The organism is Enterobacter sp. MGH 37 (assembly GCF_000534515.1).
GTDB classification, from domain to species: domain Bacteria; phylum Pseudomonadota; class Gammaproteobacteria; order Enterobacterales; family Enterobacteriaceae; genus Enterobacter; species Enterobacter kobei.
Genome location: NZ_KI973205.1, coordinates 2,411,268 through 2,430,598, shown reverse-complemented (window position 1 = coordinate 2,430,598; position 19,331 = coordinate 2,411,268). Strand labels below are relative to the sequence as shown.

The following is a 19,331-nucleotide window of genomic DNA, read 5'->3' as shown; positions in this document are numbered from 1 at the left end:
GGTGATGCACTGAAAAGAGGCATCAGGCGAAGGGGTGATCCAGTATGGTGCGTTAAATGCACTATATTGGATCGCTTTGTGCATACTTACGCATTTATAATGCAAAATATCCCGGCCCGAAGGCATTAATCTTTGCCTGAAGGTGGGGATTAATGGCACATTAGCACCACCCCGTCGTCGTAAAAATCCCGTATGAAGACAGTTTGTTGAGGACAAATATGAAAAAACTCGTGTTGTCACTATCTCTGGTGCTGGCCTTTTCCAGCGCCACCGCGGCATTCGCAGCCATTCCGCAGAAAATCCGTATTGGTACCGATCCAACCTATGCGCCGTTTGAATCGAAGAATTCAAAGGGTGAGCTGGTGGGTTTTGACATCGATCTGGCCAATGAGCTGTGCAAACGCATCAAAGCGCAATGTACCTACGTTGAGAACCCGCTGGACGCGCTGATCCCATCCCTGAAAGCAAAAAAAATCGACGTAATTATGTCCTCGCTCTCCATCACTGAAAAACGCCAGCAGGAGATTGCCTTCACCGACAAACTCTACGCGGCCGATTCACGTCTGGTGGTGGCGAAGTCTTCTGATATTCAGCCAACGCTTGAGTCGCTGAAGGGCAAACGCGTGGGTGTGCTGCAGGGCACCACCCAGGAAACCTACGGTAACGAACACTGGGCGCCGGAGGGGATCGAAATTGTCTCCTATCAGGGCCAGGAAAATATTTACGCAGACCTGACGGCCGGCCGTATTGATGCGGCATTCCAGGATGAAGTCGCGGCAAGTGAAGGCTTCCTGAAAACGCCGGTGGGCAAAGATTACAAGTTCGGCGGTCCGTCCATTAAGGATGTGAAGTTGTTCGGTGTGGGTACCGGTATGGGCCTGCGCAAAGAAGACAACGAACTGCGCGAAGCGCTGAACAAAGCGTTTGCGGAAATGCGCGCTGACGGTACCTATGACAAGCTGGCGAAAAAGTATTTTGATTTCAATGTGTACGGCGGCTAATCGCTCCGTCAAATAACGTGCGGCCCCTCCCGATGCGGGAGGGGAAAAGACACGGTTTCACCACTCACGATACGACAGGGCTCGCGGTATGCTGTACGGATTTTCTGGCGTCATTTTACAGGGCGCGCTTGTCACCCTTGAGCTGGCTATCAGCTCCGTGGTGCTGGCGGTGCTGATAGGTCTGGCGGGCGCAGGGGCGAAGCTTTCGGCTAACAAACCGCTGGCGCTCATTTTTGAAGGCTATACCACGCTCATTCGCGGCGTACCCGATCTGGTGCTGATGCTGCTCATCTTTTATGGTCTGCAGATTGCGTTAAACAGCGTAACGGATGCGATGGGACTGGGACAAATTGATATCGACCCGATGGTGGCCGGTATTATTACCCTCGGTTTTATCTACGGTGCCTACTTCACCGAAACCTTCCGCGGTGCTTATATGGCCGTGCCGAAAGGTCACATTGAGGCGGCAACCGCATTTGGTTTTACCTCTTCACAAACGTTTCGCCGGATCATGTTCCCGGCCATGATGCGCTATGCGCTGCCGGGCATTGGTAACAACTGGCAGGTTATCCTCAAAGCGACGGCGCTGGTCTCTTTGCTCGGTCTGGAAGATGTGGTCAAAGCCACTCAGCTGGCGGGTAAAAGCACCTGGGAGCCCTTCTACTTTGCGGTGGTCTGTGGCGTGATCTATCTGGTCTTTACGACCGTCTCCAATGGTGTGCTGCTTCTGCTTGAGCGTCGCTACTCCGTGGGTGTGAAGAGGGCTGACCTGTGATTGAGATTATTCAGGAATACTGGAAATCCCTGCTGTGGACGGATGGCTATCGCTTTACCGGCGTGGCGATCACGCTGTGGCTGCTGATTTCGTCCGTGGTGATGGGCGGCATTCTGGCGGTGTTTCTCGCCATTGGCCGCGTGTCGAACAATAAATTTATTCAGTTCCCCATCTGGCTGTTTACCTACGTCTTTCGCGGTACGCCGCTGTACGTGCAGCTGCTGGTCTTCTATTCAGGCATGTACACGCTGGAAATCGTAAAAGGCACGGAAATGCTGAATGCGTTCTTCCGTAGCGGCCTGAACTGTACGGTGCTGGCGTTGACGCTCAACACCTGTGCCTATACCACCGAGATCTTCGCCGGGGCTATTCGTTCCGTGCCTTATGGCGAGATTGAAGCGGCGCGGGCGTATGGCTTTTCGTCGGTAAAACTTTACCGCTGCATTATTCTGCCATCGGCGCTGCGTATTGCGCTGCCTGCGTACAGCAACGAAGTGATTCTGATGCTGCACTCCACTGCGCTTGCCTTTACCGCGACGGTGCCGGATCTGCTCAAAATCGCGCGCGATATTAACTCCGCGACCTATCAGCCGTTTACCGCGTTTGGCATTGCGGCGGTGCTCTATTTAATTATCTCTTATGTCTTGATTAGCCTGTTCCGCAAGGCTGAAAAACGCTGGTTGCAGCATATAAAACCTTCTTCGACGCACTGAGAAAGATGATGGCTGAGAACAAATTAAACGTTATTGATTTGCACAAACGCTACGGCGAACATGAAGTGCTGAAAGGGGTGTCGCTGCAGGCGAATGCAGGCGACGTAATCAGTATCATCGGCTCATCCGGCTCGGGTAAAAGTACCTTCCTGCGCTGCATTAACTTCCTCGAAAAACCGAGTGAAGGCTCGATTGTGGTGAGCGGGCAGAATATTAATCTGATACGCGATAAAGACGGCCAGCTGAAGGTGGCGGATAAGAATCAGCTGCGTCTGCTGCGCACGCGTCTGACCATGGTGTTCCAGCACTTCAATCTCTGGAGCCACATGACGGTGCTGGAGAACGTGATGGAAGCGCCGATTCAGGTGCTGGGCCTGAGCAAACAGGAAGCCCGCGAGCGCGCGGTGAAATACCTGGCGAAAGTGGGTATCGACGAGCGTCAGCAGATGAAATACCCGGTGCACCTCTCCGGCGGTCAGCAGCAACGTGTCTCCATCGCCCGCGCGCTGGCGATGGAACCCGAAGTGCTGCTGTTCGATGAACCGACTTCAGCGCTGGATCCTGAACTCGTTGGCGAAGTGCTGCGCATCATGCAGAAGCTGGCCGAAGAGGGCAAAACGATGGTGGTGGTGACGCACGAGATGGGCTTTGCCCGTAACGTTTCTAACCACGTCATCTTCCTGCATCAGGGCAAAATTGAAGAGCAGGGCCATCCGGACGACGTCTTAGCGAATCCGCAAAGCCCGCGTCTGCAGCAGTTCCTGAAAGGCTCCCTGAAATAACGGGGGGTTTTCCCTCTCCCCGTGGGAGAGGGTTGGGATGAGGGCATCAGACCGCAGTACAGCCCAATCGCCCGGTGGCGCTTCGGTATGAACCGGAAACATGGGTAACACTTTAGACCGGATACATGGGTAACAGTTATAACTGGCATAGAAGAGGAGACTCGCTATGCCCTGGACTGAGACCCGACCTATGCAACGCCTTGATTTTATCCGTGCCAGCCATGCAGGTACGGACTCCTTCTCCGCGCTTTGCCGTCTTTTTGGCATCAGCCGTAAAACCGGCTATAAATGGCTTCAGCGTTTTGACCCTTCTGATCTGTCATCTCTCTCTGACCGGTCGCGCGCGCCACGCTCCCACTCCCGGACGGTTCCTGATGATATCGCCGGACACCTGACTGCCCTGCGTCAAAAACACCCTGACTGGGGGCCAAAAAAACTGCGGATGTGGTTGCTCAATCATCACGTCGATTTTACCGTACCTGCCGCCAGCACTATCGGCGATATCCTCAAGCGCGAAGGCCTGGTTCCGGATAAAAAACGAAAACGCAGAACACCAGGCAATCGCCAGCCCCTGACCATCATCAGTGAGAACAATCAGGTCTGGAGCGCTGATTTTAAAGGCAAGTTCAGGCTGCTCAGCAGAGAGTACTGCCATCCTTTCACCCTGACCGATAATCACAGCCGGTATCTGCTCAGCTGCCGGGGAACACACCGTGAGAGTGAACCCTTTGTCAGAGAGTGCCTGACGGATGCGTTCCTGGAATATGGTCTGCCGGAAGTGCTTAGAACCGATAACGGCCAGCCCTTCGCGGGAACAGGAATAGCCGGATTAAGTCGTCTTGCCGTCTGGCTAATCAAGCTGGGCATCAGGCCGGAGCGTATCAGAAAGGGGCATCCGGAAGAAAATGGCCGCCATGAGCGAATGCACCGCTCCCTGAAAAGTGCGGTGAAACAGGGCAACACCTTCATGACGATGGAAGAACAACAGCGGTGGTTCAGTGACTACCGGAAAGAATTTAACTACGAAAGGCCGCATGAAGCACTGGCGGGTGCAACGCCCGGAACGGTATGGCAACCCTCAAACCGACACTGGGATGGCCGTCTTCCTGAATATGCTTATCCGGAAGGAGGTACAGTCTACAGGGTGAAATCGAGGGGGACCCTCTATATGGGAAAAAAGGGTACGGTGTTCCTGAGTGAAGCACTGACTGGGGAGTACATCATGCTGGAAGAGCAAGATGATGGCCTTGAGGCCATCATCTTTAATGGAATAACACTTGCGTACTACGACCGAAAAACCCAGAGTGTGCTCCGGATAGACTAAAAGTGTTACCTATGTTCCCGGTCTGATCTGTCACCTATGTATCCGGTCATACACTTCGCTTACCGGGCCTACAAAAACCGCAGTGCCGCCCGGCATTCAGACCGCACCACACTCCAGCCGATAGACCCAGTCGTCATACCGCACCCCATTAATTTCATATGCCTTTTCCAGTACCTGCGTACGCACAAACCCGGCTTTCTCCAGCACGCGCACCGACCCGCCGTTATCCGCCAGCACAAACGCGTTAATGGCCTTCACGCCGGTCTGGTTAAAGGCGTAATCACACACCGCGCGCAGCGCCTCGCTGGCAATACCTTTCCCCTGCGCAGCAGGCACAACCGTATAGCCGATATCTGCCTCTTCATGATTCGCCGGGCTGATTTGCAGGCCAATATCGCCAAGCGGGGTCTCCTCATCCCGAAAACGGATCACGAAAACATGCTCGGCCATCAGGCGCGCGGCAAACACGCGTCGGGTCTCTTTTTCCGGCGCGATGGCGGACATATAGCGCATGATGTCGCGGTTTTCACGCAGCGAGCGGAAAAAGGCCCAGTCGGTGGGTTCGAAAGGGGTGAGATGAAGCCGGGGAGTGGTGATGGTTGCCATTGTTACGCCATTTCATCGGAACATGGCGTACAACTGTAACATATTCACCGCACCACATCCCCCAGCGCCTCTTCTAAGTCATACCAGCGGAACGCGAACCCCGCCGCTTCCAGCCGTTTGGGGAGCGCCCGTTGTCCGCCTAATACCAGCACGGACGCTTCACCCATCATCAGGCGAATCACCGTGGCAGGTACGCGCAATATCGCCGGGCGATGCAGGGCGTGCCCCAGAGCGTGAGCAAACTGTTCATTACGCACGGGATATGGCGCGACCATATTAAACGGTCCGCGCAGGTCGTTATCCAGCAGCCAGAGAATGCCGTTGACCATATCGTCGATATGGATCCACGCCAGATACTGACGGCCGTTGCCAATCGGTCCACCAAGTCCCAGCTTAAAAGGCGGGAGCATTTTGCCCAAAATACCGCCGTTCGGCGCCAGTACCACACCGGTACGCAGCAGGCAGACGCGGGTACGATCGCTTTGCGCCGCACAGGCGATGCGTTCCCACTGGGCACAGAGTTTATGGGTAAATTCGTTGTGGGGCGGCTCTTCCTCGGTCACCACCACTTCGCCAAGATCGCCGTAATAGCCCGTCGCTGAGCCCGAAATCAGCACCGACGGCGGCGTGTGGCTGTTGCGAATCAGCTCAACCAGCTTCTCGGTGATGTTCCAGCGGCTGCTGCAGAGCCGCTGTTTCTGCTCTTCGGTCCAGCGCTTATCGGCAATGGGTTCACCCGCGAGGTTGATGACGGCATCAAAGCCGTCCAGATTCTGCTGCTCAGCCAGCCCTTTCCAGATGTCGACGCCTGCACCGAGCACCTGACGCGCTTTTTCCGGGCTGCGCGTCACCACAGTGATGTCATGATGCAGCGCCTGAAGACGCGCAATGAGATGGCGACCAATCAGACCCGTACCGCCGGTCAGCAAAATCTTCATACAACCTCCAGGTTTATCCCTGGCGTCGCCAGCTTAACGTCATAGAGACGGAGTCGGCGTAGCGCAGGGCGTGAAGTTTATCGATCTCTACTTCAGCATAAGTGACCCAGTGATGATCGCGTGCGATATCGAGCACATCCTGAGTTAATTTCTCCAGCAGAGAGAAGCGGTTGTTCTCCACGTACTGAATGATGTTTTTGGTTATCGTGCGATAGTTCAGCGCGTCATTGATGTCTTCGCTGGCCCGCGCTTTGTCGGCGGGATAGTGAATAACCACATTAATGACAATATCCTGACGGTTGGCAATCTCTTCCTCTTTGATACCGATGAAGGTACGCAAGCGTAAATTTTTTATACGAATAATAGCGTCTGGCTGTGACATTGCAGGTCTTCTCCGTGTCAGTAATTGCCGCCCATAATACATGAGAGGCTTGCAGGCACACAGCCTCCTATAAGGTTAAATCTGCTGGATTTTTTGCAGTGCGCGTTCGGTGGCCGGGCGGGTACGGATACGTTCAAACCAGTTGTTCACCGCCGGGTAGGACGCGAGATCAATCCGGTGCTTTTCATGGGTATTCACCCACGGCCAGCAGGCTATATCGGCAATGCTGTAATGATCTCCCCCAAGCCACGGCGTTTTTTCCAGCCGCTGGTTTAGCACGCCATACAGACGTTGCGTCTCCACCTGATAGCGTTCTATCGCATAAGGGATGGGCTGCGGGGCGTAAGCGGTAAAATGGTGATTCTGTCCCAGCATGGGCCCAAGTCCGCTCGCCTGCCAGAAGAGCCATTGCAAGGTATGGTGACGTTCACGCAGCTCCCCGCTCAGGAGTTTGCCGGTTTTCTCCGCCAGATAGAGCAAAATTTCGCCGGATTCAAACAGGCTCAACGGTCTTCCCCCGTCGGCCGGCTGGTTGTCAATAATGGCCGGAATTTTATTGTTCGGCGAGATAGCCAGAAAGAGAGGACTGAACTGTTCACCTTTGCTGATATCCACGCGAATGATTCTGTAATCCAGTTCGGCTTCTTCGAGAAAGAGGGTGATCTTATGGCCGTTTGGGGTAGGGGCGTAATAAAGGTCAATCATTCTCAACTCCTGTCCATGCGAATAGTAGTGCCACGACAACTGAGTATAGGTAATTGTTGTAAATCGTGAGTTTTCATCAAGTGACAGCGGGGCAAAGAGATTATATGTTGAGTAAAAAACCGATCAGCCGATGAGGATGTTATGAACCAGCCCCTAATCACGTTGTGGTCCGATGCGAATTTCTTTTCCCCCTATGTCATGAGCGTGTACGTTGCGCTGGCTGAAAAAGGGCTTACTTTTACGCTGAAGACCGTTGATCTCGACGGCGGGGAACATCTCAAACCGCAGTGGCAGGGTTACGATCTCACCCGACGCGTACCGGTGCTGGAGGTTGACGGCTTTGCGCTGAGCGAATCATCAGCGATCGATGAATACCTGGAAGATCGTTTTGCGCCGCCCGAGTGGGAACGGATCTATCCTCTCGATCTGCAAAAACGCGCCCGTGCGCGGCAGATCCAGGCGTGGCTACGTAGCGACCTGGTGCCGATTCGTGTAGAGCGCTCGACGGATGTCGTGTTTGCCGGGGTGAAAAAGCCAGCTCTGAGCGCGGAAGGCACGAATAGCACCCAAAAACTGATTGAAACGGCCACGTCGCTACTCGCGCACGGCAATCCGAACCTGTTTGGTGAATGGTGCATTGCCGATACCGACCTGGCGCTGATGCTGAACCGTCTGATCCTCAACGGCGATGAAGTCCCTCAGCTGCTGGTGGATTATGCAGCGTTCCAGTGGCAGCGCGCCTCTGTGCAGCGCTATGTGGCACTCTCCGCTAAGCGCGCGGGCTGATAAGCCCTGACGCTTCAGGTATGATAAGGGCAGTGAGTTTTCCGAGGGAGAGACGAATGAAATTGATGTTTGCGTCGGATATCCATGGATCGCTGCCCGCGACCGAGCGCGTGCTTTCTCTGTTTGCGCAAAGCGGCGCGCAATGGCTGGTGATTCTGGGGGATGTGTTAAACCATGGCCCGCGCAATGCGCTGCCGGAAGGCTATGCCCCTGCGCAGGTCGCGGAGAAGCTCAATCCGTTTGCCTCGCGCATCATTGCCGTGCGCGGTAACTGCGACAGCGAAGTCGACCAGATGCTACTGCACTTTTCCCTTACCGCTCCGTGGCAACAGGTACTGCTGGAAAACAGCCGCCTGTTCCTGACCCACGGGCACCTTTTCGGCCCGGATAATCTTCCGGCACTCGCGGCTGGCGATGTCCTGGTTTACGGTCATACTCATATTCCGGTGGCTGAAAAACGCGGTGAAATTTATCACGTTAACCCGGGGTCGGTCAGCATACCCAAAGGCGGATATCCTGCGAGCTATGGCATGCTGGATGGAAATACCCTGAGCGTTATCGCACTTAATGATCAGCAAGTTATTGCGCAGGTAACGATTAATCCGTAAGTTACACCTCAACTGCAAACGCGCCGAAAGAGCGCTTAGACGAGAAGGTTTCCCGATGGTGGAGCAGAATCATTTGGCAAGTACTGAATGGGTTGACATTGTCAGCGAAGAAAATGAAGTGATCGCGCAGGCCAGCCGCGAACAAATGCGTGCAGAGCGTCTGCGTCACCGTGCAACCTACATTGTTGTGCATGACGGCATGGGCAAGATTCTGGTTCAGCGTCGCACGGACACGAAAGATTTTCTCCCAGGTATGCTGGATGCCACAGCGGGTGGTGTCGTGCAGGCCGATGAAGTGCTGCTGGATTCCGCGCGTCGTGAAGCGGAAGAAGAGTTAGGGATTGCCGGTGTGCCATTTGCTGAACACGGGCAGTTCTATTTCGAAGACGAACATTGCCGCGTCTGGGGCGGACTGTTTAGCTGCGTTTCCCACGGGCCTTTCGCCCTGCAGGAAGAAGAAGTGAGCGAAGTCTGCTGGATGACGCCGGAAGAGATTACCGCGCGTTGCGACGAGTTCACGCCGGATTCGTTAAAAGCACTGGCGCTGTGGATGACCCGCAACGCCAAAAACGAATCCGCTAAGCCGGAAAATAAAGCGGAAAAAGAGGAAGAGGCTGAATAAGCCTTAACAGCTTTCCCGCAGACACAGGCTGGACGCGATGGGTTTATGGTCGCGCCAGTCTCCATCATTCAGACGTTCCAGTAACGCTTTCCCGGCCTCAATCCCAATCTTTCGATGCGGTACCGCCATGGTCGTCAGCGGCGGCTGACAGACGCGGCTGACGTCGCTATCCCCAAAGCCCACGACGGCAAGATCGTCCGGCACTTTGATGCGCCGACGCTGACACTCATACAGCGCACCGCAGGCCAGTTCGTCTGAAACGCATACCAGCGCATCCAGCTCCGGCCACGCCAGCAGAAACTCAGGCAGTTGCGCCGCACCGGTCGAGAAACTCGGCGGCATGGCGGCGTTAATTACCCGGTTCGGCGACAGATGATGGCGCAACATCGCTTTGTACCAGCCCTGCAAATGCTGCTGGAAAATCCACTGTTCCTGGTTGGCGCACAGCAGGCCGATATTCTGATAGCCGCGCTTAATAACCATTTCTGTTAGCTCATACATGGCCGCCACGTTATCAATCCCGATATTCATATCAATCGGGTCGGCGCGCATAGCACCCATCTCCATCACCGGGATGGAGGCATTTTTCAGCCAGTGGCGAACGGTGTCGGTATGCTCCACGCTGAGCAGAATCGCGGCGGCAATATTGGACGCCAGCAGCGTTTCCAGCAGCTTTTCCTCCTGTTCAAGACGATGCTGAGACTCGGCCAGCATGATCTGGTATCCGGCAGGCTGAAGCACCTGCTGTAGCCCGGCAAACATCTCTGAACACCCAGCTTCGGAAAGGTTAGGAACAACCATTGCGATCGTCCATGACGACGCCGATGCCAGTGCGCTGGCGGCGAGATTGGGCATATAACCCAGTTCCTGCACCGCAGCTTCAATTTTTTCACGCAGTTTATCGGAAACCTGTTCCGGCGTGCGGAGCGCACGGGAGACGGTCATCGTGCCAACTCCGGCAAGCTGTGCGACATCCGCGAGCGTGACTTTTCCGGTACTGCGCCGTTTTCGGGTTAAAGACATACACCTTCCTGCTGACCAGACGCGTTCTTATTTCCTTCACTCCAGGTGACAGGCAGTATACGCCTTAAATCCCTTTTTTTGCTGTGATTTCACACGATGATGGCATTTTGATAGCGCTATCACACTTCTGCATGTTAATCGTTGGTAGCGCTATCTTTGTGACCGGGATCGCAGTCAAGGATTGATGGGTTGAATAAAGTTTGCTCATCTTTGGCGTGACAACGGAGTGAAAAGTGCTCAAAAAGTGGATATATGATACAACCATCACGCTTCAGGAGAGCGTTGAAAGCTGGCCTCAGGCGCTGGAGATATGCGCGAAACCGTTACTGGAGCTGCAGGTGATTGAACCGGAATACGTGACGGCAATCATTCAGCAGCACCATGCTTTAGGACCGTATTATGTGCTGGCACCAGGGCTGGCCATGCCGCATGCGCGGCCGGAAGAAGGCGCCAAAGGACTGGGGTTGTCATTACTAAAACTAAAACAGGGTGTCTCTTTTGGTGCCGAGGAGTTTGACCCTGTCGATGTCATTATTATGCTCGCGGCACCGGACAAACATAGCCATCTCGGGATGATCTCATCGCTGGCAGAGTTATTTTCCAGCGACGAAGATATGGAAAAATTACATCAGGCGAATACCCTGGAGGACATTAAAACCATTATTGACAGCTTCTGATTTAATTCTTTAATCCGATTATTCACAACATTACGCGCCAGCGTGATGGGGCGTGCTCTACTCATAAAAGGGGACAACAATGAAAATCATGGCTATTTGTGGGTCTGGCCTGGGCAGCAGTTTTATGGTCGAAATGAACATTAAAAAGGTGCTCAAAAAGCTGGAAATTGACGCCGAGGTTGAACACTCCGATCTCTCCTCCGCCACGCCGGGCGCGGCTGACCTGTTCGTGATGGCAAAAGATATTGCCGCCAGCGCCAGCGTACCGGAAAGCCAACTGGTGGTGATCAATAACATCATTGATATCAACGAACTTGAAGCGCAACTGCGCGCCTGGTTCGAAAGACAATAATCCTGATAAGGCGAGGTGGATATGTTTATCCTTGAAACGCTGAATTTCGTTGTTGATATTTTAAAAGTCCCTTCGGTGCTGGTCGGATTAATTGCCTTGATCGGTCTGGTTGCGCAGAAAAAAGCGTTTTCAGATGTGGTGAAGGGAACCATTAAAACGATTCTTGGTTTTATTGTGCTGGGCGGTGGCGCCACGGTGCTGGTGGGGTCATTAAATCCATTGGGGGGTATGTTCGAGCACGCCTTTAATATTCAGGGCATCATTCCCAATAATGAAGCGATTGTTTCGATTGCGCTGGAAAAATACGGAGCCTCTACCGCGCTGATTATGGCGTTTGGGATGGTAGCGAATATTATCGTCGCGCGCTTTACCCGTCTGAAGTACATCTTCCTGACCGGGCACCACACGTTTTACATGGCGTGCATGATTGGCGTAATTCTCACCGTGGCGGGCTTTGAGGGGGTAGGGCTGGTCTTTACCGGATCGCTGATCCTCGGCCTGATTATGGCTTTCTTCCCGGCCATTGCGCAGCGTTACATGAAGCGCATCACCGGTAACGATGAGATCGCCTTCGGCCACTTCGGCACCCTGGGCTACGTGCTGTCCGGCTGGATTGGCAGCAAGGTCGGCAAAGGCTCTCGTTCAACCGAAGAGATGAACCTGCCGAAGAACCTGAGCTTCCTGCGCGACAGTTCGATCTCTATCTCCCTGACGATGATGATTATCTACCTGATCATGGCGGTGAGCGCCGGGCGGGAGTACGTCGAAGCCACCTTCAGCGGCGGTCAGAACTACCTGGTTTACGCCATTATCATGGCGATCACCTTCGCGGCGGGCGTTTTCATCATCCTGCAGGGCGTGCGCCTGATTCTGGCGGAAATCGTCCCGGCCTTTACCGGCTTCTCTGAAAAACTGGTGCCGAACGCACGCCCCGCGCTGGACTGCCCGGTGGTCTACCCCTATGCGCCAAATGCCGTGCTGATTGGCTTCCTGTTCAGCTTCCTCGGGGGAATTGTCGGGCTGTTCATCTGCGGGCAGTTCAGCTGGGTGCTGATCCTCCCGGGCGTCGTGCCGCACTTCTTTACCGGTGCAACGGCGGGCGTGTTCGGTAATGCCACCGGCGGACGTCGCGGGGCAATGATAGGCGCCTTCGCCAATGGTCTGCTGATTACCTTCCTGCCGGTTCTGCTGCTGCCGGTGCTGGGCGCGATTGGCTTTGCTAACACCACCTTCTCGGACGCCGATTTCGGCGCGGTGGGGATTGTGCTCGGTAACCTGGCGCGCTTCCTGTCACCGCTTGCCATCACCGGGCTGGTCGTGGCGCTGTTCGCGCTGCTGGTGGCCTACAACCTGTTTGCGAAAAACAAACCTGCGGGCGGTAACGCGCAGGAAAATACCGGAGCCAAATCATGAATGAGAATGAGATAACCGAGCTGGCGCGCCAGATTCGCCTTGAGACGCTGAAATCGCTGACGCAGCTCGGATTTGGACACTACGGCGGCAGCATGTCGGTGGTCGAAACGCTGGCCGTGCTGTACGGCGCGGTGATGAAAATCGACCCGGCAGATCCGGACTGGCCAGAGCGAGATTATTTTGTCCTGTCAAAGGGCCATGCGGGCCCGGCGCTGTACAGCACGCTGGCGATCAAGGGCTACTTCCCGGTGGAGGAACTGAGCACCCTGAACCAGAACGGTACGCGCCTGCCGAGCCATCCGGATCGCCTGAAAACACGCGGCGTGGATGCGACCACCGGTTCGCTGGGGCAGGGGATTTCCATTGCTGGCGGGATGGCGCTATCGCACAAGCTCTCGGGGCGACCGAATCGGGTTTTCTGCATTGTCGGTGACGGCGAGCTGAACGAGGGACAGTGCTGGGAAGCCTTCCAGTTTATTGCCCACCATCGTCTGAACAATCTGACGGTATTCGTCGACTGGAACAAACAGCAGCTGGATGGCGAACTGGATGAAATCATTTGCGCGTTTGACCTCGAAGGGAAATTCCGTGCCTTTGGTTTTGACGTGGTGACCGTGAAGGGAGACGACATTCCGGCGCTGCTGGACGTGACGTCGCGCGTGCCGGCGAAAGACGCCCGCCCGCAGGTGGTGATCCTCGACAGCATTAAAGGGCAGGGGGTGCCGTATCTCGAACAGCTCAGCAATTCGCACCACCTGCGATTGACCGCGGAGAGCAAAGCGGCCCTCAACGAGACGATTCGCCAACTGGAGGCTTCACATGATTAAGGTTGCACCGGCAGGACAGAAAGACGCCGTTGAGATGCGCAAGGTCTACGCGGGCTTCGTGGCAAAGCAGATTGAGGCCGGAAGCGAGATTATCGCCCTGGAAGCGGACCTGATGAGTTCGATGGCGATGGACGGCGTGGCGCGCGATTATCCGCAGCACGTGATTAACTGCGGCATCATGGAGGCCAACGTGATCGGTACAGCTGCCGGGCTGTCGCTCACCGGTCGCAAACCGTTCGTGCATACGTTCACCGCGTTTGCCAGCCGACGCTGCTTCGACCAGCTGTTTATGTCCCTGGACTATCAGCGTAACAACGTGAAGGTGATAGCCTCGGATGCTGGCGTGACGGCCTGTCACAACGGCGGGACGCATATGTCGTTCGAGGATATGGGCATCGTGCGCGGTCTGGCGCACTCGGTGGTGCTGGAGGTGACCGACGCGGTGATGTTTGACGATGTGCTGCGCCAGCTTATCGATCTGGAAGGCTTCTACTGGGTACGCACCATCCGTAAGCAGGCCCCGAGCGTGTATGCGCCGGGCTCAACCTTCACCATCGGCGAAGGCAACGTGCTGCGTGAGGGAAGCGATATAACGCTTATCGCCAATGGCATTATGGTAGCGGAAGCGCTGGAGGCGGCGCGTCAGCTGGAGCAGGAGGGGGTCAGTGCAGCGGTTATTGATATGTTCACCCTGAAGCCCATCGACCGCATGCTGGTGAAAAACTACGCTGAGAAAACCGGGCGCATCGTGACCTGTGAAAACCACAGCATTCACAACGGCCTTGGCTCGGCGGTGGCGGAAGTGCTGGTGGAAACCTGCCCGGTGCCAATGCGCCGCGTGGGGGTGAAAGAGCGTTACGGTCAGGTGGGGACGCAGGACTTCCTGCAGAAGGAGTACGGCCTGACGGCACATGACATCGTGTCGGCGGCGCGAGAGCTGCTGTAATAAAAAAGGCGACCCTTTGTGGTCGCCTTTCTTGCTTTAAACGTTACTGCTGCTGTGAAGACTGGATCGCCGTCAGCGCGATGGTATAGACGATATCGTCAACCAGCGCACCACGGGACAGGTCGTTCACAGGTTTGCGCATACCCTGCAGCATTGGCCCGATGGAGATCAGGTCTGCTGAACGCTGTACCGCTTTATAGGTGGTGTTACCGGTGTTCAGATCCGGGAAGATGAACACGGTAGCGCGACCTGCAACCGGAGAGTTCGGCGCTTTGGATTTTGCCACGTCAGCCATCACGGCGGCGTCGTACTGCAGCGGACCGTCGATCATCAGATCCGGACGTTTTTCCTGAGCAATACGGGTCGCTTCACGCACTTTCTCTACGTCGCTACCTGCACCAGAAGTACCGGTGGAGTAGGAGAGCATCGCAACGCGCGGCTCGATGCCGAAGGCAGTCGCGGAATCTGCGGACTGAATAGCGATCTCAGCCAGCTGCTCTGCGGTTGGATCCGGGTTGATCGCGCAGTCGCCGTAAACATAAACCTGTTCAGGCAGCAGCATGAAGAACACGGAGGAGACCAGAGAACTGCCCGGTGCGGTTTTGATCAGCTGCAGCGGTGGACGAATGGTGTTTGCGGTGGTGTGAACTGCACCGGAAACCAGACCGTCAACTTCGTCCTGCTCCAGCATCAGCGTACCCAGCACCACGTTGTCTTCCAGCTGCTCGCGCGCAACGGCTTCGGTCATGCCCTTGCTCTTACGCAGTTCAACCAGACGGGCAACGTAGCTTTCACGAACCACTTCAGGGTCAACGATTTCGATGCCCGCACCCAGCTCAACGCCCTGAGACGCCGCAACGCGGTTGATCTCATCCGGGTTACCCAGCAGCACACAGGTCGCGATGCCGCGCTCTGCACAGATAGCCGCCGCTTTAACGGTACGTGGTTCGTCACCTTCTGGCAGAACAACGCGTTTGCCCGCTTTACGCGCCAGCTCGGTCAGCTGGTAACGGAATGCAGGAGGAGACAGACGGCGGCTGCGCTCGGAGGTCGCGGTCAGGGATTCGATCCAGTCTGCGTTGATGTAACCTGCAACGTATTCCTGAACTTTCTCGATACGCTCGTGGTCATCAACCGGCACTTCCAGGTTGAAGCTCTGCAGGCTCAGGGAGGTCTGCCAGGTGTTGGTATTCACCATGAAGACCGGCAGGCCAGTGGCAAACGCGCGTTCGCACAGCTTGCTCACGCGTGGGTCCATCTCGTAAGCGCCGGTCAGCAGGATGGCACCGATCTCTACGCCGTTCATCGCCGCCAGACACGCTGCAACCAGCACGTCAGGACGATCGGCTGACGTTACCAGCAGGGAACCAGCGCGGAAGTGTTCCAGCATGTGCGGAATGCTACGCGCACAGAAGGTCACGGACTTCACGCGGCGGGTATTGATATCGCCTTCGTTAACGATGGTCGCGTTCAGGTGACGCGCCATATCGATTGCACGGGTGGCAATCAGATCGAAGCTCCAGGGTACCGCGCCGAGAACAGGCAGCGGGCTGGAATCCTGCAGTTTCGCCGGATCAACTTTGACGACCTTCGCTTTGGAAGAGTCGTCGAAGATCTCAGACAGGTCTGGGCGAGTACGGCCCTGATCGTCAACCGGGGCGTTCAGTTTGTTCACGATCACGCCGGTGATGTTGGTGTTTTTCGTGCCGCCGAAGCTGCTGCGTGTCAGTTCGATACGCTCGTTCAGCTGTTCCGGGGTATCAGTGCCCTGGGACATGACGAAAACGATCTCTGCGTTCAGGGTTTTCGCGATTTCAAAGTTCAGAGACTGAGCAAACTGGTGTTTGCGCGTCGGGACCAGACCTTCAACCAGCACCACTTCTGCGTCCTGCGCATTTGCATGGTAGTTGGCGATGATCTCTTCCATCAAAACGTCTTTTTGATTGCTGGAGAGCAGCGACTCAACGTGACTCATCTTCAGCGGTTCAGCCGCAGGCAGATTGGAGTTTTTGCGAACGATGGTGGTGGTCTGGTCAGGCGCATCGCCACCGGCACGAGGCTGGGCGATTGGCTTAAAGACGCTCAGACGAACGCCTTTGCGTTCCATAGCACGGATTACGCCAAGGCTGACGCTGGTCAGGCCGACGCTGGTTCCGGTAGGGATCAGCATAATAGTACGGGACACGGTTTATCCTCTTTCGTTACCGCCGACACGGGGCGGGTTACAAAACAGCACCGCCAGCATTGCTGGCGGTGTGGAATCAGGCAGTCAGGCGGTGTGCGTCTTGCGCGATGACCAGCTCTTCGTTAGTTGGGATAACGATAGCCGGACGGGTGCCTTCTTTGTTGATGAAGCCAGACTTGCCGAAACGCGCAGCCAGGTTACGCTCGTGATCAACGTCGAAGCCCAGAACGCCCAGTTTGCCCAGGGACAGTTCGCGAACCATAGCCGCGTTCTCACCGATACCACCGGTGAAGATAACCGCGTCCAGACGACCGTCCATCAGCGCAGTGTAAGAACCGATGTATTTCGCCAGACGGTGGCAGTAAACGTCCATTGCACGTTTAGCGTCTGCTTTCTCTGCGTAGTTGTCTTCAACATAGCGGCAGTCGCTGGTGACTTCGGTCAGACCCAGCAGGCCAGACTCTTTAGTCAGCATTTTGTTGATGTCGTCAACGCTCATGCCCAGAGTGTCGTGCAGGTGGAAGATGATCGCCGGGTCGATGTCACCGGAACGGGTACCCATCACCAGACCTTCCAGCGGGGTCAGACCCATGGAGGTATCAACACATTTACCGTTGCGGATAGCAGAAACAGAACCACCGTTGCCCAGATGGCAGGTGATGATGTTCACTTCTTCAACAGGTTTGTTCAGGATTTTTGCGGCTTCCTGAGTCACAAAGAAGTGGCTGGTGCCGTGCGCGCCGTAACGACGTACGCCGTGCTCTTTGTACAGGCTGTATGGCAGGGCATAGAGGTAAGACTCTTCCGGCATGGTCTGATGGAACGCGGTGTCGAACACGGCCACGTTTTTGTCTTTCAGATTCGGGAAGGATTTCAGCGCTTCAGCGATACCGATCAGGTGCGCCGGGTTGTGCAGCGGAGCAAAAGAGGCAGAATCTTTGATGCCCTGGATAACAGATTCGTCGATCACGACGGAGCTGGTGTATTTTTCGCCGCCGTGGACGATACGGTGACCAATCGCAGTCAGCTGAGCAGACAGTTCTGGTTTTTGTGCCAGAATAGTGTTAACGATAAAGTTCAGCGCTTCACTGTGAGCGGCGCCTGCACCTAAAGCCGCTTCTTGTTTGCTGCCGTCCATCTTCCACTTGATACGTGCTTCAGGCAGATGGAAACATTCGGCCAAACCAGAGAGGTACTCGTCACCGTTGAGCGCATCGATGATGGCGAATTTCAGTGAGGAGCTACCGCAGTTCAGAACCAGTACTAACTTACTCGACATGGAAGTACCTATTATTGATACGTGGCTAAAAAAACGTCAGTGAGTCTAACAGCGTAACGCATGATGACTCGGACATTTATGATTAACATCATGCCAAACGAACATTGTGGCATGATGGAAGAAATAACTATGATTTTATGCCATTTTGCACAATTTTCAGCCAATGGCATAATGTGCGATAATTTGACGAGTGAATGATTCTCGTCTATGGCCCAATCAGGCTGGCACAGGATACCCGATACGGGGTAGCGATGACAAAATATTTTGAACGTTGTCATAGCCTGTTGTGGTTTTGCACAAAAATTTTAATTTTTATACGTGAAGTTGAGGTACAGCCATGTCGACACCCGAAACCCCTACCGTGAATTTCTTCAGTCTGTTTCGTCGGGGACAGCATTACGCAAAGACGTGGCCGATGGAAAAGCGCCTTGCGCCAATGTTTATTGAGAATCGCACCATCCGCGCCACGCGCTACGCGATTCGCTTTATGCCCCCTGTCGCCATTTTTACCCTGTGCTGGCAAATAGCGTTAGGCGGACAGCTTGGCCCGGCCGTGGCGACAGCACTCTTTGCGTTAAGCCTGCCGATGCAGGGGCTGTGGTGGTTAGGAAAACGGTCCATCACGCCACTGCCACCTTCTATTTTACACTGGTTTTATGAAGTCCGTGGAAAACTGGAGGAGGCCGGGCAGGCGCTTGCTCCGGTTGAAGGCAAGCCGGATTACCAGGCGCTGGCGGATACGTTAAAGCGCGCTTTTAAGCAGTTGGATAAAACATTCCTCGATGACTTGTGATTGATCATCGAAACGACTAACAAAAAAAGGCACAGTAACAAACCGTTACCGTGTCTTTTTTTTACAGTGCAATGCGCTACAGGAGTCGAAAGATGGAAATGACCCATGCTCAACGTCTGATTTTGTCTAACCAGTACAAAATGATGACAATGCTTGATCCCGATAACGCTGCGCGCTACAGCCGCCTGCAGACTATCGTCGAACGGGGGTTTGGTTTGCAAATGCGCGAACTGGACCGCGAGTTTGGTGAGCTGAAAGAAGAAACCTGCCGCATCGTGATCGACATTATGGAGATGTACCACGCCCTGCATGTTTCCTGGACTAATCTCAAAGATCAGCAGTCCATTGACGAGCGCCGTGTCACCTTCTTAGGCTTTGATGCAGCGACGGAAGCGCGTTATCTGAGCTATGTCCGCTTTATGGTGAATACCGAGGGGCGTTATACCCACTTCGATGCGGGTACCCACGGCTTTAACGCGCAGACCCCAATGTGGGATAAATACCAGCGCATGCTGAGCGCGTGGCACGCCTGTCCGCGTCAGTACCATTTAAGCAGCAACGAAATTCAACAAATCATTAATGCCTGACGGAGGT

General features: G+C 54.9%; 22 protein-coding genes. 15 read left to right on the top strand and 7 right to left on the bottom strand.

The genetic code is table 11. The features are described from left to right. Positions 1–218 precede the first annotated feature (218 nt). From hisJ to L383_RS12280, 5 genes are all read left to right on the top strand, one after another. A complete protein-coding gene (gene hisJ, locus L383_RS12260; RefSeq protein WP_023330981.1) occupies positions 219–1,001 on the top strand; it encodes a histidine ABC transporter substrate-binding protein HisJ in 783 nt (260 codons plus the stop codon). Positions 1,002–1,089: 88 nt separating this feature from the next. Beyond that, complete coding sequence (locus L383_RS12265; protein WP_014884661.1) at positions 1,090–1,776, top strand: histidine ABC transporter permease HisQ; 687 nt, start codon at positions 1,090–1,092, stop codon at positions 1,774–1,776. Continuing rightward, a complete protein-coding gene (locus L383_RS12270; RefSeq protein WP_008502590.1) occupies positions 1,773–2,489 on the top strand; it encodes an ABC transporter permease in 717 nt (238 codons plus the stop codon). Before L383_RS12265 ends, L383_RS12270 begins: the two co-directional genes overlap by 4 nt. Before the next feature lie 8 nt (positions 2,490–2,497). Continuing rightward, complete coding sequence (gene hisP / locus L383_RS12275) at positions 2,498–3,271, top strand: histidine ABC transporter ATP-binding protein HisP (RefSeq protein ID WP_014884660.1); 774 nt, start codon at positions 2,498–2,500, stop codon at positions 3,269–3,271. Between the two features lie 166 nt (positions 3,272–3,437). Further along, positions 3,438–4,595: a DDE-type integrase/transposase/recombinase gene (locus L383_RS12280; protein WP_023330980.1), complete on the top strand. Its 1,158-nt coding sequence runs from the start codon at positions 3,438–3,440 to the stop codon at positions 4,593–4,595. A 96-nt stretch (positions 4,596–4,691) separates the two neighbouring features. On the opposite strand, the gene L383_RS12285 is transcribed toward L383_RS12280, so the two are convergent. The 4 genes from L383_RS12285 to yfcG all read right to left on the bottom strand — a co-directional run bounded on the left by L383_RS12285 (position 4,692) and on the right by yfcG (position 7,226). Beyond that, positions 4,692–5,201, bottom strand: coding sequence for a GNAT family N-acetyltransferase (locus L383_RS12285; protein ID WP_023330979.1), 510 nt, complete (start codon positions 5,199–5,201; stop codon positions 4,692–4,694). A gap of 44 nt (positions 5,202–5,245) precedes the next feature. Further along, a complete protein-coding gene (locus L383_RS12290; protein ID WP_023330978.1) occupies positions 5,246–6,139 on the bottom strand; it encodes a TIGR01777 family oxidoreductase in 894 nt (297 codons plus the stop codon). 13 nt (positions 6,140–6,152) lie between these two features. Then, positions 6,153–6,521 carry a dihydroneopterin triphosphate 2'-epimerase gene (gene folX / locus L383_RS12295; RefSeq protein WP_023330977.1) on the bottom strand — a complete coding sequence of 123 codons (369 nt, stop codon included), beginning with the start codon at positions 6,519–6,521 and terminating at the stop codon, positions 6,153–6,155. Positions 6,522–6,596: 75 nt separating this feature from the next. Then, a complete protein-coding gene (gene yfcG / locus L383_RS12300) occupies positions 6,597–7,226 on the bottom strand; it encodes a GSH-dependent disulfide bond oxidoreductase (RefSeq protein ID WP_014884653.1) in 630 nt (209 codons plus the stop codon). 141 nt (positions 7,227–7,367) lie between these two features. On the opposite strand from yfcG, the gene yfcF reads away from it, so the two are divergent. Genes yfcF through yfcD form a run of 3 tightly spaced genes read left to right on the top strand, consistent with a single transcriptional unit; the run spans position 7,368 to position 9,242 of the window. Then, positions 7,368–8,012 (top strand): glutathione transferase, encoded by a 645-nt coding sequence (yfcF, locus tag L383_RS12305; RefSeq protein WP_023330976.1) that lies wholly within the window; start codon positions 7,368–7,370, stop codon positions 8,010–8,012. Positions 8,013–8,068: 56 nt separating this feature from the next. After that, a complete protein-coding gene (gene yfcE, locus L383_RS12310; protein ID WP_023330975.1) occupies positions 8,069–8,620 on the top strand; it encodes a phosphodiesterase in 552 nt (183 codons plus the stop codon). Between the two features lie 55 nt (positions 8,621–8,675). Continuing rightward, on the top strand, positions 8,676–9,242 hold the full coding sequence (gene yfcD / locus L383_RS12315; RefSeq protein ID WP_006811396.1) for an NUDIX hydrolase YfcD: 567 nt from the start codon (positions 8,676–8,678) through the stop codon (positions 9,240–9,242). A 3-nt stretch (positions 9,243–9,245) separates the two neighbouring features. Here the strand turns inward: yfcD and L383_RS12320 are convergent, their stop codons facing one another. Next, positions 9,246–10,265 (bottom strand): LacI family DNA-binding transcriptional regulator, encoded by a 1,020-nt coding sequence (locus L383_RS12320; RefSeq protein WP_014884650.1) that lies wholly within the window; start codon positions 10,263–10,265, stop codon positions 9,246–9,248. A gap of 233 nt (positions 10,266–10,498) precedes the next feature. On the opposite strand from L383_RS12320, the gene L383_RS12325 reads away from it, so the two are divergent. The 5 genes from L383_RS12325 (at position 10,499) to L383_RS12345 (ending at position 14,480) form a co-directional block, all read left to right on the top strand. Continuing rightward, positions 10,499–10,942, top strand: coding sequence for a PTS sugar transporter subunit IIA (locus L383_RS12325; RefSeq protein ID WP_023330974.1), 444 nt, complete (start codon positions 10,499–10,501; stop codon positions 10,940–10,942). A 79-nt stretch (positions 10,943–11,021) separates the two neighbouring features. Then, positions 11,022–11,294 (top strand): PTS sugar transporter subunit IIB, encoded by a 273-nt coding sequence (locus L383_RS12330; protein WP_014884648.1) that lies wholly within the window; start codon positions 11,022–11,024, stop codon positions 11,292–11,294. A gap of 21 nt (positions 11,295–11,315) precedes the next feature. Further along, positions 11,316–12,707, top strand: coding sequence for a PTS ascorbate transporter subunit IIC (locus L383_RS12335; protein ID WP_014884647.1), 1,392 nt, complete (start codon positions 11,316–11,318; stop codon positions 12,705–12,707). Further along, on the top strand, positions 12,704–13,534 hold the full coding sequence (locus L383_RS12340) for a transketolase (protein WP_023330973.1): 831 nt from the start codon (positions 12,704–12,706) through the stop codon (positions 13,532–13,534). Before L383_RS12335 ends, L383_RS12340 begins: the two co-directional genes overlap by 4 nt. Beyond that, the gene (locus L383_RS12345; protein ID WP_023330972.1) at positions 13,527–14,480 is read left to right on the top strand and encodes a transketolase family protein; all 954 of its coding nucleotides are present in this window, start codon (positions 13,527–13,529) and stop codon (positions 14,478–14,480) included. The genes L383_RS12340 and L383_RS12345 overlap by 8 nt, the downstream gene beginning before the upstream one ends. A gap of 43 nt (positions 14,481–14,523) precedes the next feature. Here the strand turns inward: L383_RS12345 and pta are convergent, their stop codons facing one another. After that, entirely contained in the window at positions 14,524–16,665 is a 2,142-nt protein-coding gene (pta, locus tag L383_RS12350) for a phosphate acetyltransferase (RefSeq protein ID WP_023330971.1), read from the bottom strand. A gap of 76 nt (positions 16,666–16,741) precedes the next feature. Further along, positions 16,742–17,944 carry an acetate kinase gene (gene ackA, locus L383_RS12355; RefSeq protein WP_014884643.1) on the bottom strand — a complete coding sequence of 401 codons (1,203 nt, stop codon included), beginning with the start codon at positions 17,942–17,944 and terminating at the stop codon, positions 16,742–16,744. A 337-nt stretch (positions 17,945–18,281) separates the two neighbouring features. On the opposite strand from ackA, the gene yfbV reads away from it, so the two are divergent. Together yfbV and L383_RS12365 are read left to right on the top strand one after the other, a co-directional pair. After that, positions 18,282–18,737, top strand: coding sequence for a terminus macrodomain insulation protein YfbV (gene yfbV, locus L383_RS12360; RefSeq protein WP_014884642.1), 456 nt, complete (start codon positions 18,282–18,284; stop codon positions 18,735–18,737). A 92-nt stretch (positions 18,738–18,829) separates the two neighbouring features. Beyond that, positions 18,830–19,324 carry a YfbU family protein gene (locus L383_RS12365; RefSeq protein ID WP_008502874.1) on the top strand — a complete coding sequence of 165 codons (495 nt, stop codon included), beginning with the start codon at positions 18,830–18,832 and terminating at the stop codon, positions 19,322–19,324. Positions 19,325–19,331 lie beyond the last annotated feature (7 nt).

Coding starts and splice junctions, on each gene's coding strand:
- hisJ (WP_023330981.1), top strand. CDS start 219: ATGAAAAAACTCGTGTTGTCACTATCTCTGGTGCTGGCCTTTTCCAGC.
- L383_RS12265 (WP_014884661.1), top strand. CDS start 1,090: ATGCTGTACGGATTTTCTGGCGTCATTTTACAGGGCGCGCTTGTCACC.
- hisP (WP_014884660.1), top strand. CDS start 2,498: ATGGCTGAGAACAAATTAAACGTTATTGATTTGCACAAACGCTACGGC.
- L383_RS12280 (WP_023330980.1), top strand. CDS start 3,438: ATGCCCTGGACTGAGACCCGACCTATGCAACGCCTTGATTTTATCCGT.
- L383_RS12285 (WP_023330979.1), bottom strand. CDS start 5,201: ATGGCAACCATCACCACTCCCCGGCTTCATCTCACCCCTTTCGAACCC.
- L383_RS12290 (WP_023330978.1), bottom strand. CDS start 6,139: ATGAAGATTTTGCTGACCGGCGGTACGGGTCTGATTGGTCGCCATCTC.
- folX (WP_023330977.1), bottom strand. CDS start 6,521: ATGTCACAGCCAGACGCTATTATTCGTATAAAAAATTTACGCTTGCGT.
- yfcG (WP_014884653.1), bottom strand. CDS start 7,226: ATGATTGACCTTTATTACGCCCCTACCCCAAACGGCCATAAGATCACC.
- yfcF (WP_023330976.1), top strand. CDS start 7,368: ATGAACCAGCCCCTAATCACGTTGTGGTCCGATGCGAATTTCTTTTCC.
- yfcE (WP_023330975.1), top strand. CDS start 8,069: ATGAAATTGATGTTTGCGTCGGATATCCATGGATCGCTGCCCGCGACC.
- yfcD (WP_006811396.1), top strand. CDS start 8,676: ATGGTGGAGCAGAATCATTTGGCAAGTACTGAATGGGTTGACATTGTC.
- L383_RS12320 (WP_014884650.1), bottom strand. CDS start 10,265: ATGTCTTTAACCCGAAAACGGCGCAGTACCGGAAAAGTCACGCTCGCG.
- L383_RS12330 (WP_014884648.1), top strand. CDS start 11,022: ATGAAAATCATGGCTATTTGTGGGTCTGGCCTGGGCAGCAGTTTTATG.
- L383_RS12335 (WP_014884647.1), top strand. CDS start 11,316: ATGTTTATCCTTGAAACGCTGAATTTCGTTGTTGATATTTTAAAAGTC.
- L383_RS12340 (WP_023330973.1), top strand. CDS start 12,704: ATGAATGAGAATGAGATAACCGAGCTGGCGCGCCAGATTCGCCTTGAG.
- L383_RS12345 (WP_023330972.1), top strand. CDS start 13,527: ATGATTAAGGTTGCACCGGCAGGACAGAAAGACGCCGTTGAGATGCGC.
- ackA (WP_014884643.1), bottom strand. CDS start 17,944: ATGTCGAGTAAGTTAGTACTGGTTCTGAACTGCGGTAGCTCCTCACTG.
- yfbV (WP_014884642.1), top strand. CDS start 18,282: ATGTCGACACCCGAAACCCCTACCGTGAATTTCTTCAGTCTGTTTCGT.
- L383_RS12365 (WP_008502874.1), top strand. CDS start 18,830: ATGGAAATGACCCATGCTCAACGTCTGATTTTGTCTAACCAGTACAAA.